The sequence below is a fragment of the Labilibaculum filiforme genome (assembly GCF_002843315.1).
GTDB lineage: Bacteria > Bacteroidota > Bacteroidia > Bacteroidales > Marinifilaceae > Labilibaculum > Labilibaculum filiforme.
In genome coordinates, this window is sequence record NZ_MVDD01000005.1 from 119070 (window position 1) to 134317 (window position 15248).

Annotated in this window: 14 protein-coding genes; 4 read left to right on the forward strand and 10 right to left on the reverse strand. The window is 36.5% G+C overall.

Going from position 1 to position 15248, the window contains the following annotated elements; translation table 11 throughout:
* Positions 1-295: 295 nt before the first annotated feature.
* Positions 296-679 (reverse strand): winged helix-turn-helix transcriptional regulator, encoded by a 384-nt coding sequence (locus BZG02_RS08640; RefSeq protein ID WP_218972195.1) that lies wholly within the window; start codon positions 677-679, stop codon positions 296-298.
* A 272-nt stretch (positions 680-951) separates the two neighbouring features.
* On the opposite strand from BZG02_RS08640, the gene BZG02_RS21330 reads away from it, so the two are divergent.
* The 4 genes from BZG02_RS21330 to BZG02_RS08660 all read left to right on the forward strand — a co-directional run bounded on the left by BZG02_RS21330 (position 952) and on the right by BZG02_RS08660 (position 3039).
* Positions 952-1125, forward strand: a complete 174-nt coding sequence (locus BZG02_RS21330; RefSeq protein ID WP_101261203.1) for a zinc-binding dehydrogenase — start codon at positions 952-954, stop codon at positions 1123-1125.
* 11 nt (positions 1126-1136) lie between these two features.
* On the forward strand, positions 1137-1790 hold the full coding sequence (gene nfsB / locus BZG02_RS08650; protein WP_101261025.1) for an oxygen-insensitive NAD(P)H nitroreductase: 654 nt from the start codon (positions 1137-1139) through the stop codon (positions 1788-1790).
* A 135-nt stretch (positions 1791-1925) separates the two neighbouring features.
* Positions 1926-2495, forward strand: a complete 570-nt coding sequence (locus BZG02_RS08655) for a peroxidase-related enzyme (RefSeq protein ID WP_180335678.1) — start codon at positions 1926-1928, stop codon at positions 2493-2495.
* Between the two features lie 283 nt (positions 2496-2778).
* Complete coding sequence (locus tag BZG02_RS08660) at positions 2779-3039, forward strand: cysteine-rich small domain-containing protein (RefSeq protein ID WP_101261027.1); 261 nt, start codon at positions 2779-2781, stop codon at positions 3037-3039.
* Here BZG02_RS08660 and BZG02_RS21025 read toward each other — a convergent pair.
* From BZG02_RS21025 to BZG02_RS08705, 9 genes are all read right to left on the reverse strand, one after another.
* On the reverse strand, positions 3036-4826 hold the full coding sequence (locus BZG02_RS21025) for an ATP-binding protein (protein WP_218972196.1): 1791 nt from the start codon (positions 4824-4826) through the stop codon (positions 3036-3038). The two genes, BZG02_RS08660 and BZG02_RS21025, sit on opposite strands and share 4 nt — an antisense overlap.
* A gap of 165 nt (positions 4827-4991) precedes the next feature.
* Positions 4992-6167 carry a winged helix-turn-helix domain-containing protein gene (locus BZG02_RS08670; protein WP_101261028.1) on the reverse strand — a complete coding sequence of 392 codons (1176 nt, stop codon included), beginning with the start codon at positions 6165-6167 and terminating at the stop codon, positions 4992-4994.
* A gap of 222 nt (positions 6168-6389) precedes the next feature.
* A complete protein-coding gene (locus tag BZG02_RS08675; protein WP_101261029.1) occupies positions 6390-7433 on the reverse strand; it encodes an ABC transporter ATP-binding protein in 1044 nt (347 codons plus the stop codon).
* A gap of 8 nt (positions 7434-7441) precedes the next feature.
* Entirely contained in the window at positions 7442-8482 is a 1041-nt protein-coding gene (locus BZG02_RS08680; RefSeq protein WP_101261030.1) for a FecCD family ABC transporter permease, read from the reverse strand.
* Between the two features lie 6 nt (positions 8483-8488).
* Positions 8489-9616 carry an ABC transporter substrate-binding protein gene (locus tag BZG02_RS08685; protein ID WP_101261031.1) on the reverse strand — a complete coding sequence of 376 codons (1128 nt, stop codon included), beginning with the start codon at positions 9614-9616 and terminating at the stop codon, positions 8489-8491.
* Positions 9617-9715: 99 nt separating this feature from the next.
* Positions 9716-10429 carry a hypothetical protein gene (locus BZG02_RS08690; RefSeq protein WP_101261032.1) on the reverse strand — a complete coding sequence of 238 codons (714 nt, stop codon included), beginning with the start codon at positions 10427-10429 and terminating at the stop codon, positions 9716-9718.
* Between the two features lie 11 nt (positions 10430-10440).
* Positions 10441-11331: a sirohydrochlorin cobaltochelatase gene (locus BZG02_RS08695; RefSeq protein ID WP_218972197.1), complete on the reverse strand. Its 891-nt coding sequence runs from the start codon at positions 11329-11331 to the stop codon at positions 10441-10443.
* Positions 11328-12839, reverse strand: coding sequence for a PepSY domain-containing protein (locus tag BZG02_RS08700; protein ID WP_101261033.1), 1512 nt, complete (start codon positions 12837-12839; stop codon positions 11328-11330). Before BZG02_RS08700 ends, BZG02_RS08695 begins: the two co-directional genes overlap by 4 nt.
* 99 nt (positions 12840-12938) lie before the next feature.
* Positions 12939-15167 carry a TonB-dependent receptor gene (locus BZG02_RS08705; RefSeq protein WP_101261034.1) on the reverse strand — a complete coding sequence of 743 codons (2229 nt, stop codon included), beginning with the start codon at positions 15165-15167 and terminating at the stop codon, positions 12939-12941.
* Positions 15168-15248: the final 81 nt, after the last annotated feature.

Sequence of the window (15248 nt, forward strand, 5' to 3'; positions counted from 1 at the left end):
TTTGTTGTGTAGAACCTATTTGTACAATTCAAACCCTCTTTATCTGCATGAAAGTTCAAGCATTTCGTATTTTTATTTCCGCTTAACTGCTACAATTAGCATACGAAAAAGAACAAAAAAATCCGCTGAGAATACAAATCGAGATGTATTCTTAGCGGATTTTACTTCCTTTTCCTTTTGATCAGGATTTGTTTTTTGTGTACTTAAGTTAAGCCTTACAGTACCGAAACTATTTATGCTTAAAAATTTAAATCTTACTAAATGTTAAAATTAGCTTGACTAAAATTATTTTCACCTATTCTTCAAAAATAAACGCTCCTTTTTTTTCAGCGGCAAAAATTCCCCAATCCGTTATTGCTTCCAATACAGGAATCAAACTTCTGCCAAAATCAGTAAGTGAATATTCTACTTTCAATGGTGGTGTTTTCGTAAATACCTTTCTTACTACTAAATCATCTTTTTCCAACTGCTTTAGTTGTAAGCTTAGCGTACGTTCTGTAATCATTGGCAATTCTTTTCTTAACTCATTGTAACGTTTCTTTCCATCTATTAAATGTATTAAAATAACACTTTTCCATTTCCCTCCAATTAATTCCATAGCCGCGCTTGTTGGGCAAAGAAATAATTTCTCGTGAAGTTTTATCATCGGTTTTTTCTCAAGTAATTCTTTTCGATCCATAATAAATCCCTAGTTAATCTGACTGTAGAATACAAAGATATATAACTACACTTAGTTTTGCAACTATACTTTTTATAGTTTTTTTTAATATGTTACAATGTTGATATACCGAGCATTGAAGTCACACCTGCCTACTATACTTCTTGACCGTTATTGTGAGGAATTAAAACTATACATACTTTTGTCACTATAAAAATGATAGTATGACTGAAGGCAAGTAGTAGGAAACAATTCTACTTAAAATTTTTTGCCTTACAAAAAAATAGTAATGTATCCTTTTTGTTAGTTCTGTCGAGCGCAAAAGACCTGAATACTCTAAAAAATTACTAGACGAAGGCGTATTAAAAGCTCATGTATGTAAAACATTCCCATTTGCAGAAATGGTGGAAGCACACTTAGAACTTGAATCAGGAAAAACCGTTGGAAAAATAATTGTTACACTTTAAAAAATATAGGTATGAATTTAATAGATGTTTTAAATAAACGATATACAGTAAAAGAATTTGATGCTTCAAAAACAATTTCGGATGAAGATTTTGAGCAAGTAAAAGCATTATTACGCTTAAGTCCGTCAAGCGTTAACTTACAACCGTGGCATTTTTTAATTGCAAACACAAAAGAAGGTAAAGAACGTATTGCAAAAGGAACAGAAGGTTTCTTCAAATTTAACACCCCAAAAGTTTTAGATGCTTCTCACGTAATTGTTTTTGCGGCAAGAGTAGATGCAGAGGAAAAATACATGAAAAGCATTTTAGAACAAGAAGATAAAGATGGTCGTTTTGCAACGCAAGAATTTAAAGATCAAATGCACGGTGCCCGTATGTTGTTTGCAGATATTCACCGTTACGACCTTAAAGATTTACCTCATTGGATGGAAAAACAAGTTTACTTAAATATGGGTTCTCTTTTAGTAGGTGCAGCAACATTAGGTATAGATGCTTGTCCAATGGAAGGTGTTGATGTAAAAGCTTTGGATGAAGAGTTTGGCTTACGTGAAAAAGGATATACAGCCTTAGCTGTGGTGTCTTTAGGATATCGAAAAGAGACTGATTTTAATGCAGAATTACCAAAATCCAGATTCCCAGAAAAAGAAATTATTACTCTATTATAAAATTTACAACAAAGCGGAACATTGCGAAAGTTTTGTAGCTACATTGAAAGAAGCACAAACACTAAGGATGTAGTAGTTAGGCATTAAATAACAAAAGTCAACCTGTAGTAAAAAACATTCTAATAAATAAACATCATGACAAAAAAAATTAGCAGATACCCAGTACCGGAATTAAACGAATTACCAGAAGACATTCAAACCATTTTAAATGGTGCAAAGGAGCATTTTGGTTTTGTTCCTAATGTAATAAAAGCACTTTCTCATCGTCCTGCAGAATTGCGTGCATTCCTGGCCTACAATGATGCATTAATGAACAAAGAAAGTGGTTTAAGTGGTGCCGACAAGGAGATGATTATTGTTGCTTTTTCTGCAAAAAATGGCTGTTCGTATTGTGTGCAGTCACACGGAGCATCTCTTCGCGTGCAATCGGGAAATCCTTACATTGCCGACCAAGTTGCCATTAACTATAAGGAAGCCGATATTACTGAACGTGAGCGCGCAATGATCGATTTCGCTATGAAAGTAACTTTTGATTCGGCTTCGGTAAACGAAAAAGATTTTGAAGTATTGAAAGGTCACGGTTTTAGCGACGAGGATATTTGGGACATTAATGGAATTACCGCTTTTTACAACATGTCGAACCGATTAATGAGCTTTTTAGCCGTTCATCCTGATGAGCAATTTTATAGCATGGGACGCAACTAACTAGAAAGGATTATTTTGACTTCCTAAAAGAAGTTTACCAATGTAATACTTAATTAAAAATAAACTACATCCCAGATACGATAGCTCGTTTGGGGTGTTTTTTTATGTCTGTAAATTACCATTCGAATTTCAATATAGCTTCTCCCTATTTCCAATGATCAAGTATCCTTAGCTATGGGTTATTTTTTCCATGAAAAAAAAAGATATTGGTTGGAATAATTACTTCCAAAGCTTAGCTTTGTATCGAATAAATTGAAGATTTCAAAAAAAATGAGTTAGTAATATGTCCGAAAATTATAAGTTTTTCCAAAATAAAAAGTGCGAATACTTTCCCTGTCATAAAATTGAAAACGAGAAGGACTTCAATTGCTTGTTTTGCTATTGCCCATTGTACATGCTAAAAGATAAATGTGGAGGTAATTTTAAATATACCAATGGATTTAAAAACTGCAGCGACTGTACGTTACCGCATGAAAAAGGTTCTTACGAATACATTATGAGTAAGATGAAAATGGTTTCAAAAATTGGTAGCGAAAGAGATTAAAGGGGCAAGGTAAAATAGAAAGTACTTCCCTCATTTAATTTGCTTTCCAACCAGATTTCACCTTTCATCATCTCGATAAATGCCTTCGAAATTGCTAAACCAAGACCGGCACCTTCGTGAACTCTTGTTGTAGAAACATCGGCTTGTATAAAACGTTCAAAAATTCGCTCCTGTTTTTCTTCAGTAATACCAATTCCAGTATCTTTCACATAAAATTGAACATTGCCAGCCGTAATAATAAACCCGAATTCAATAGCTCCTTTAAAAGTATATTTAATTGCATTCTTAACTAAGTTTATTAAAATAGCATACAATTTTTCTTTATCTGTTTTTAGAGATACAATCGCGCCTTGTTCCGGTATGGTCCTAATCAATTGCAAACCTTTACTTTCGGCTTCGGGTTTAAAAAAGGAATATATATATTCGATGGACTGATACACATTTACATCAGACATATGCACATCCATTAGTCCAGCTTCAATCTTAGAAATATCAATAATATCATTAATAATAATAAGCATTCTATTTCCACTTTCCTCAATAATATTAATGTACTCTTTCTGGGTTTCGGCCGAAAGATCGGGTTCCTTAAGTAGTTCTGAAAACCCTAGTATTCCGTTCATTGGAGTGCGAATTTCATGACTCATATTCGCCAAAAACGCCGATTTTAACTTATCACTTTCCTCTGCTTGTTCTTTCGCTTTTACAAGTTCTAATTCGGCCAATTTCCGATAAGTAATATCGCTTCCAAAACAAGAAACCCCTACTACCTTCCCACTTTTAATAATTGGATTCATAGTAGCTTCGAAGTAAATATGCCCATTCTCTAATTCAAATTTATCCTCTACCGTAAATTGCTCATTTGCCAATGCTTTATTATAGCGTGCTATCCATTTGCTTCTTATAGAATCTGGAAGGTGATCAATAATACAATCTCCGGCATCAAGACGAAGCCCAAAAGCTTGGTAAAACTCCTCCTTAAAAACCTGATTGAGGTACAAAATTTCATACTCTCGGTTTACAGCCCAAATACTATCCCCTGTTCCCTCAATTATTGAGGTAATATTTGCATTAATAACTTCTGTCGCATTTTTCGCACCAATCAATTCTTTTGTTCTTTCGACAACTGTTTGTTCTAAAATTTTATTTTGTTCTTCTACCGTTAATTTATCCCTATCTAATTTTCGGTTCAGGAAAAAATTACGTCGATTTTGCAACTCCATATAGTAGGCTGCAAACATTCCTATAAGATTTGCACTAACAAAGAAAAAATTAGAACTGATAATTGTTTCGAGCGAAGAATGGGAGTAAAATATAGAAAGAAGATTGAAAATTAGTAAAATTAACCATCCTCCCAATGTCGCCCATAAAAAACGGAGTTTAAGAAATAAATAACCCGAAAAAAATATCAACATCATGCCCGAATAGTAAGTATGCACTTTCGGTTCCAACAAAACCATAAATATAATACCCACTCCACCAAGCACATAATCGAATGTAATTACTAACTGCCAAATTTTTTCGAAAAGTTTTGTATAGGATAAAAGAAGTATACAAACATTTAAAGGAATGACAATGTAGAACCTAATTGCATGAAAAAAATCAACGTATTGAGGAAAGATTAATAGATCCAAAAAACCAAACAATCCATATAAAAACATCACCAAAACAATGGCAATTCTAAGTTGCAGAATGGAATTTGTAAAATAGGTTTTGCGAAATAATACTTCAGTACCTTCCTGAAAAGACAAAGTTATCTTATTGCAACCTATCTTTTCAGTTAACATATCTTTTGAATTAAAAATGGAGAAGTAATTAGCCATTATTCGCATACTACGATTAAGCCCTAAAAAGGTTTAATTACCGCGCATTTCGCATTCGGAATTTACCACATAACTGGTTGCAATTCATGCTGCTATTTGCCAAAACAAAAGCGCAAAATTCATTAGAAACTATATGGTAAAATCATTAGGAGTGGTTTTATGCAGCTCCATAGTACTACACGCATTAAACTGCATAAAATCGGGTAGTTCCTTACACAAAGCTTCCGCAAACGCATCTCTTTTCACCAAACTCGATTCCAGCACCAAATGATTAATATGCAATATCGATTCTTTTCGATCTACTTTGCAATCCATTCGTGCCACTAATTTGCCATCCCATAAAATAGGCAGCGAAAAATAACCATACTGGCGTTTTGCTGCAGGGAAATAACATTCCATCTGATAATCGAAATCAAAAATATTTTTCATTCGCTTGCGCTGAATCAGTAAATTATCGAAGGGAGAAAGAATTTTTAATTTACTTAGCGGCAATGGCTTAGATAGTAATTCTAGTAAATTAGGCAAAGCGTAATAGCTGTTTTCGCCAACTGCTACTCGCAACAATTCGCCGGCAATATGCATTTCCTGCAAAGTAGAAGAAATTAAAGCCCTGGTATTTTTTAGCAAATAAGCCATTTCAGAGGCTTGTCCCAGTCCGTTACTCTGTAAATAGCGCAGTATCAAAAAACGAGCGTATTCCTCCTGCGAAGGCGTCGAGCAGTCCATATTATCAGGTAATACTCTTTCGGTAAGATCGTAAACTTTATGAAAATTTTTCCGGTAAGGAATCATCAAATCGCCCTGCATAAACAAATATTCTAAGGCTCGCTTGGCAGGTTTGCTTTCCCAATCCATCTTTTTTTTCGCGGTATGCTCAAAATCCTTCGCAAGCAAAGGCCCTTCCTTGCGAATTCGCCTTAGTACTTGTTTCATCAATTTCTCGTCCCTATCGTACCAATGGCTCTGCTTCCCACTTGCAATTTCTCGTTTTCGCACCAAACTATAGCGATAATCGCACATCGGTAGGTAAGCTGCCGCATGCGACCAATATTCAAACACCTTTTTATTGCAGATTAACTGCTCTAAATGAGTATTTTGATAGCGTGGGTTTCGTGCCCATAAAATATGATGATGCGCCCGTTGCACTACCGAAATAGTGTCGATTTGAATATAAGAAAGATGCTCAATAGTCAAAAGCGTGGCATCTAATGCCGTACCTGTTTCCTTTGCAGGCGGTAACTTTTGTGATAACAAAACTAGTTTTCGGGCTTCTGCTTTGGAAAGGCTTTCGCTTATTTTTATCATGTAGATCTTCCTTGAATTACACCAATTTAATATCAAAATACCTTTTTATAACCAGCTGTTTTTTAACTATTAAAAAGCATAAAACTAATGACTTATAAAATAATACTGATCGTAATTTAGTTCTACCGCCCCTCTTACCAACGAAGCTAAAACTGGTACAAAAATTAAACTGCCAATATAGTAAACAGAATGCGAAGCGAAAATTATTGAGTCCCTTTTTTCCTATTCCGAAAAAATAGTACAGGAACTTTTCACCTCTAGGTAAACTTGCATTTTCATTACCTGATTCACAAAAACTTCCAGCGAACTTTCTGTTTGTATGCATTCACCATCTACAAACAGGGAAAATGCTTCTTTTGAGTCATTTTTCACCTCTAACCAACTACTCTCCTCCTCATTCGCCCTTATCACCTTAATTCCCTTGCGGGATAATGCTCTTCTTAACAAAACATATTCGAAACCGTGGCCTTTTACAGCTACTTGCGAATGTTGATCGTGCATTACTTTAAACAATCCCGTTTTATTATCGAACACGATTCCTTTGTGCTGAAACATTCTTTGAAAGGCATTTTGCAATAATAAATCTTCGGGACTACCAGTAATTAGGGGAACACCATTTTGTAACAACCACAAACGATCGGATAGTTGCAAAGCCAAATCTAAATCGTGAGTCGACATTAAAATTGATTTTTGGGAGGTATTGGCAATATCTCGCAATAGCTGCATAATTTCTACCCTGGCAGGTAAATCTAAAAACGCCGTTGGCTCATCCAAAATAATCAATGGAGTATCCTGCGCAAGCGCCTTAGCTATAAAGGCTTTTTGTCTTTCTCCATCGCTTAACGATGAAAGTAAGCTGTCTTTTTTGTGATCGATACCACACTCCTGCATCGCCCGCGACACCATAATTTTGTCCGCAGCATTCAATCGTCCCATCATCCCCGTGTAAGGGCTACGCCCATAACCTACCAATTCCTGAACACTGGCATTTGGAACAACAACCCTATCGGTTAAAACAACCGCAATTCGTTTCGATAATTCCTTTTCGCTTAGCTGATTCACTTCCAAATCATCAATAAGAACAGAACCGCCTAAAATAGGCTGAAAACCACAAATACTTCTCATTAAAGTACTTTTCCCTGTTCCATTCGATCCTAACAGACAAATTAACTCCCCGGCTGGAATCGTTGCAGATAGATTTCCGGCAACAAGTTTGTTCCCATAACCAATCGAAAGATTTTTAATTTGCAATAGATTTTTATTCATATCAGAAGCTAAAAGTTTTCTTTGCGTTTTTTCCAGATTACCGAAATAACCACCGGAGCACCAATAAAAGCAGTTACCGAATTAATTGGCAATTCACTATCTATTCCGGGAAGACGAGCCAATAAATTGCACAATAAGGCAGTTATCGCCCCTAAAATACAGGCATTACAAATTAAATAAAAATGATTGCTTGTACGCGACACCAATTTGGCCAAATGCGGAACAGCCATACCAATAAATATAATGGGTCCACAAAAAGCAGTTACAATAGCTGTTAAAGTTCCTGCACATAGAATGATTAGTAAACGTGCTCGTTTAATTTTTAATCCCAGGTTACTGGCATACCGATCGCCTAAAGCCATTAGGTTTAACGATTTGCTTAAAAATAAAGCAAGTAGCGAAGGAATAATGGTAATTATCGCAAACAAATAAGCCCGATCAACCGACATACGTGAAAAACTACCCAAACCCCAAATTACGTAGTTGTGTACATCTTCTTCCATGCTATAAAATTTTAACACCCCAACCACCGAATTGGAAAGGTAACCAATCATCACCCCAATAATTAAAACACTGAGCGTTCCTCCTATTTTATGGGAGATAAATAAAATAATAGCCAATACTGCAAAAGCACCGCCTAGCGAAGCGATAATTACTGCTAAATCGCCCCAAATACCCAATCGAGAGAAAGAAAAACCCCAAAATTGTCCGGCAATTAATAGCACAAAACCAACCCCTAAACTAGAACCCGATGAGATTCCTAAAACAGAGGGACCTGCCAAGGGATTACGAAAAAGTGTTTGCATTAACAAGCCAGCCACTCCCAAAGCCATTCCGGCTCCCATAGCAACAATGGTTTGTGGCAAACGGGTGCGCAATAAAATATTCTCCCAAATAATATTCGAGGAGCCATGCCCAAGCACTATATCAAAAACTTCGGAAATAGGGACGCTTACCGACCCCATTGCTAAGTTTAAAGCAAGTAAAATCAGCAAAATACCGAGAGATAATGGAATGAGAATTGATTTTCTTAGTAAGTTGTTCTGCATATTTTTTTACTTTAAAACCTCATAAAACTCCGGTTGATAGTTGGGCAATAAATTAGGATGAAAAAAATGAATATAATCTGCTAATATCACATCTGGTTTCATAGCATTTTGCTCGTAATAAGGCTTTTCTCGAATGTTACACATCACTACATTTCCATTTTTATAAGCTTTAAAATCGCCATATCGTGCATCTTGCTTTACCAAAGCTTCCCGATCGAAACCAACTGGCTCTGGAACCAAAATTCGCCAAAAATCGGCATTAGCAGCTTTGGTGTAAACACTTTCGAAGCCCAATGGATAGGCGCCTTGCTGATCGTCCTCAATAATATATTTCGCACCTGCATCGCGAAAATAATTGGCGTAAAAGCTTTTCCCTCCGGGCACATACCAAGTACCCGATTTCATTTTCCCCGAAAATACCGTTGGTCGCACCCTTACATTTTCGGTAAGGTTTTTCAGCGAATCGTAGCGAATAGAAATTTTTTGGAACAAAGAATCGGCTCGCTCCTCTTTTCCAATAAAAGGAGCAATCATCTTTACCCATTCAGCTCTTCCCAAAGGTGTTTTTTCATCGTAAGCAGCCATTGGAATTAACGGAATCCCTAAGTTTCTTAATGCATCGTAACCACCCGACTTAAAGGGCGATACAAAAATTAAATCTGGATTTAATCCGGCAATTAATTCGGCATTAAAGTGACCTTCTTTTCCAACCCGTTTCACACTTCCATTTTTAATTCGTTTGCTTATTCCCTCGTGAAACAAATGACGACTACTATTGGTCGCTACAATATTATCGATATCCTTTAAGGCAAAAAAGTAGGTAAGTTGTGTTGACGAAAGGCAGATTATTTTTTTACAAGGAACCTGAATAGTTGTGGTACTTTTATCGCCTGCTAATTTCTTTTTTACCAACTTAAATTCCTGATATGTAGAATCATTTGCTTTATCCTTGTAAATTCTGAGTAACTTATCCTCTTGGGAATGAAAAATTTCGAAGCCCTTAGCATGCTCCAAATTTTCCTTCTTGTATGTTTTCGATACTTTAGAATCTAAATTCTTAGCACTAGGTTTACAAGCTGTTACCGAAAACAGAAGTACAATCAAAATATACCATCCAAAATAATTCCTTTTCATATCATTCTATGTTTTTACCTTATGGAACCTAACACGCTACAACAATCAATTTCCTTTAGGTGCCAACGCCTTTACCATAAACGTTTCATCATCTTTTTCTTAATGCTCTAGTCCCTTTTTGATATATTTAACAAAACCCATCGCTCGCCCTTCTTTATCATACGAATAGGTGTGTTTTGAATCGCCGCGCCTCCCTGTTTTATAACTCGCGAAGCTTTCTACTAGTTGGGAATTCGAATTGTAAGAATAAGCATTACTCTTCACCAATTCTTCATCGTCGTTCCTTTTGTACTTTTCAATCAATCGGCCGGTTGCATCGTACTTGTTTTCGGTAAAAAACAGCACCAACTGCTCATTTTTCCCATTGCTTTCTTTATACTCCGTCTGATCGCCATTTTTGTTGTATTTATAATACACTCTTTTCGTCAACTGGCCATTGTTATCATATTCCGTTTCAATATTCTGCCCTAAACTATTGTAGCGATAAACCTTACCACTTTTCGAGCTTTTTACCCAATCTGTTTTTTGGCTGACAACTTTCTGATTTTGTGCATTAAACTCATATTCATAAGTAGCCAACAAAGTGCCATCGGCTAAATATTTCTCCGTTTTTATCTTATTCCCCTTATCATCGTAAGAATAAACCACCCTTTTGGTCAAAATATTGTGAGCATCAAAACTCAACTTCTCAGTACGTAGTCCACTTTCATTGTAAACAAACTTCCCAATGCTCGAAACCTCGTAATCCTTCGCATCCTGCCCGTTCACCAACACGCAATGCATCAAAAACAACCAACTAATTAAGTATTTCATACTTCTCAATTTTAAGCTTCTAATTCCTTTAAGCTTTCCTGCAGGTGCTCTATCCAAATTTGAACAACTCCTGGCAAATCAGCCATTCCTATTAAAACTGCTTCTACTTGGTAACCTTTTGCCTCCAATACCGACTTCCAAGACTCCTCCTCTGTTCCTGCCATATCGTTTCGAGCATGATCTCCAGCAATCGTCATAAAAGGAAGTAGATACACCTTGTTTATTTTTTGTTTCAATAGCTTTTCCATCACCTGATTTAATTCGGGATAGCCTTCGACAGTAGCTAGGAAAACATTCGGATTTTTTTCCCACAAATAGTACTGCATGCCAGGATAATAAATATTAGAAGAATGATGGGTTCCATGTCCCATATAAACAAGCGCATCGCCCTCGAGCATTTCTTTAGGCAAATTTTCCAACAAAACATTGCCTAACTTCTCCACATCTTTTTGGTGAAATAACAAAGGCTTGCCTAATTTCACCACCTCAATTCCCTTCGGAATTCCCGAAAAAGCCACAACCGTCTTTTTCAGATTTTCGTATTCTTCGCCTGGAATTACGTGTAAGGATTGAACCGCAACCTTAGTAAAACCTTCCTCACCCATTTTCGCTAAGGCCTCTGCAGGTGAATCGATAAGTTCACCTCTCGAGCGAAGAATTTTGCGAATTATTTTTGAAGTAAAAGCCCAACGTATCTCCCGATCGGGAAAACTTGCTTTCACTTTATCTTCGATATGTTGAAAACTTTCTCTGGTTTCGGGATAACTGGATCCAAACGAAACAAGCAAAATTCCAGTTTTATTCGATTTTTGTGTGTGGGCTACCGCCATAAAGGAAGGCATTAGTAAAAATAGGAACAAGCCTATCTTGCAAAAATTAGGGAATTGGTATTTTTTCATCATTGTATTTTATTTTTAACCAGCTTCGCTGGTGCCGAAAGTGACTTTTTAGCGCTTCTCTTCATCCATTTTACTCCCAACACCAAACCCGTTGCACTTAGCACTGTTCCTCCTAAGGATAAAAATAGGAGCAGGAACTTTCGTAACCATTCGTGTTGTTTTAAAAAGGGAAAATCCAAAGTATGTAAGGATCTGTACAACCAACGGTGCGCCCTGTCGTTGCTATTGCAGCTTTTTAAAAGCGCTCCCGTTTGCGGATGGATGTACATGCTGGTTTTATCGGCATCCTGTAAATTGATTTGCCATACTGGTAAAGGTCGTCCCCACATTCCTGATTGCTGATAGTAGGAATCAAATTCATTTAGCTCTTTTAGCTCGTAATTGGTATTTGCAAATACACGATTGCACCAAATGCTTACTTCCTGCTTGGAATAAACTTCTTTTGCAATAATCCCATCACTATCAATTACATAAGTATCTGGCAACTCGTAATTATCGCGATACACCCAAAAGCAGGCTTGATTCATTACCGTTTTCCAAACTACTTTTCGAATGGGTTTTTCTCCTTTTATTACCTTCCACAAATCGGGGAAGGATACTTCTGCATGCTGTTTCACATCTGTTTTCTGGTTCCAAACTTTAGACGGAACTTCCTTCGCATGCACAGGAATTATAGCTGTAGGAATATCCACCACCGAGAAAAATCCACTCAATATAAAGGTGAATACAAAAAAACCAAACAAAAATCCACTAAGGTGATGCCACTTGTACCAAAACTTTTTATAAGGACTAAAAGCAGTCCATTTCGCACTTTTTTTCTTTTTTTTCAGCCGTATAAAACCAGCAATTAAACCACTTATACTCACCAAAATACCTAGAAAGGATATCCAGGCAACTACATTGGTCCAAAGTCCTGCTTGCAAACGAAGCGATGTAAAGTAAATCCAATGAGGAATAGCTCCCAAGCGTGCTGCCCATCTGGTTCGTCTATTGGTTTCCTGAACAATTGTTCCACTTTTTGCCGAAATATAGATTTGAGTATGTGCCTCATCATCCATATAGCATTTGTATAGTGGAAGAAAACTTCGGTAGTACGACCAGGGAATCCATTGATCTAACTGTTGTACTTTTACAAGCGAAGACAGCTTTGCCTTGCAAAAATTTTCGGCTAAATAAACTGCTTCATCCTCACTGGTATTTTTACATTTCTGCAATGAGATAGCATCATACACTTCTTGAGATTTACGGCCGGAATAAACTCTATAAACAGGCTTTCCATTCATTTTCTCCAATTCTATCTCTCCCGAAAAAATATCCAACGGAGCCTGAATAGCATCAAAATCAGCCTTTGTTAAGGAGGATAAGTGTAAGAACCTTTCCTCTTTGGAAGCATGCGGAAAACCAGCGAAAATCAGGACAAATCCTGATAAAAACCAAATCACAAACATCAGGCTAAGAACACTGCCCGTTAGATCGTGAATAGATAAAATAAGATTTTTTAATCTGCTCATAATAAGCTATCAAAATTGGCAAAGAGCAAATCCCCCGATCCTAAATTTCTAATTTTTAAACAGTTCAGGAGATTTGCTTTATGCAGATAAATGTGTATTCTATTTTGCAAATTTAATGTTACAACCAACAAATACGGTTCTACCCGGATTTAGAGTTCCGTAATGAGATCCGTATGGACGATCGTCTACGTAATCGAAAATATTATCAAGCCCGGCAGTAATTTCGAAAGATGTACCTGCTCCGGTAAAACGATGTGCAGTAGTCAATTTCCAAAGGTTATATCCCTCGGCATTTTTTTCTCCCTCGTAAAATTTATCATCCTGAATTCTACCTGTTAAGCTTACGTTTAAAGCATAATCTTTCCAGTTTCTATCGTATAGTAATCGTAAATTAACGTAGTTCCTAGCAACATTCTCTAAACGGATATCATCTGTTTCATTCATCGCATCAACATAAGAATAACCACCACCAAACGTAAAACCTGCACCAACTTTCACATTAAACAAAAAATCAAATCCCTGCGATTTAGTTTCTCCAATATTGTAATGCTCCCGGGTCTTTTTAACTCCTTCGGCTAGGTCGGAAGCACTAGTCTCTATGCTTCGGTAGGAAATCATATCATTAATACTATTTTGATAAGCCGATACACTAAGTGATAATTTGGAAACAATGTATTCTACCGAAAAAGAATAATAATCGGACTTTTGCGCATCAAGATCAACATTTCCCAGGTAAAGAGTTCCACTTTTTTCATAATGATAATACAACTCTTTTAAAGTTGGAGCCTTAAATCCTTTCGCATAAGTTGCTCTAAAATTAAAGGCATTCCATTTATACAAAGTTGATAATTTCGGGGTAAAATCGCTTCCAAATTCTTTGTGCTTCACATAGCGAATACCAGCTACCAACGAAAGATTTTTTATTAGTTTAATTTCATCCTGAGCAAAGGCCGCAAAAGTATAAGCCTCCTCTTTGGCACTTACTAATCTGCCATCCGATTCCAAACTTTCGTTAACATACTCTCCACCCAAAGTAAACTGGTGAGAGTTTCTGATTTTGAAAATGTATTTTAGGTTTACATCCTCGCGTTTTTGATTGGTATTAAGAATTTTATCGCCTAAGGCATGAAGTTGTTCCCCTGTTTTCGAAGAAATATCCTCCTGATTGTACTTGTAGTAGTATTTGTATTCGTCGGAGTTAAAATCAAGACTGATGTAATCTTTCTTATTCAGTAAGTACTTTGCTCCTGCCGAATACGAAAAATCTTTGTAGTAATATCCATATTTTTTTACCGTAACAGGATACAATACATCCTTTTCGTAAGTCGATCCTAAGGCATAAACACTCAATTTTTTTGTTAGTGCATAATCAAAACGCTGACTAATGGTGTAATCCTCGTAAGCATTTACCTGCTTGGCATCTGTAGCTACAAGTACATCATCCGATGTGTCTTCGGTATCCATATCGTTTTGTATTTCGAACTTGCTTACCTGCCATCCCTTCGACTCCTTTCTGGTGTAGGTGGTTAGCGATGAAAAACGACCTAAGTTCAGACCTACTTTATTAAAATACTGTCTGTTTCCATATTCGCTAAAACGAGAATTACTTTCTGCAGCAACTTTTCGTTTCGATTTTTTTGTAATTACATTAATAACACCAGCAATAGCTTCCGATCCGTACAAGGAAGATGATGCTCCTTTTACCACTTCTAATCGCTCAATATCATCTGGGTTGATTCGACTAATATCATTCTGTCCCCCAATATCTCCATACAGTCTTTTTCCATCCACCAACACAAGAATGTAATCGTTGCCCAATCCGTTTAATTGCATAAATGCACCCATACTTCCCGGACTAAAATCAAAAGAGGGACTTACTCCTGTCATTAAATCAGCAAAATCGCTTGGTGCGACTGCTTCAATCAACTTCTTACTAATTAATTCGGTTTGAACCGGTGCATTTTTTAAATGATGGGGAGTTCCTGTACCAGTAATTACCACCTCCCCAATTTCTTTTTCCGATTTCTCTAACTGAAAATTAAGGGTGTTAATTCCGTCCTTAATTTCAATCATCTCTTTTGTTTTACCATATCCCGAATAGGAAACAACTATTTCGTAAGCTCCTACTTTTAAATTGCGAAACGAATAATATCCTTCACTATCGGTCGCCACTCCAATGGTGGTTCCATAAAAATAAACATTAGCACCAATCAAAGGAGTAGTCCCGTCCTTTTCTGTAACTGTTCCAGACAATGCCCCAACTTGAGCAAATAAACCCTGACTTAATCCTAAAAATAGACAAATCAGTAGGTAACTTTTAAACTGCATGATAGAATAGTTTTTTTTAATAAAACATTACATCCTGCTTCCAAAAGTTTACAAAACAAAGAATTTTAGAGTAGTAAATAC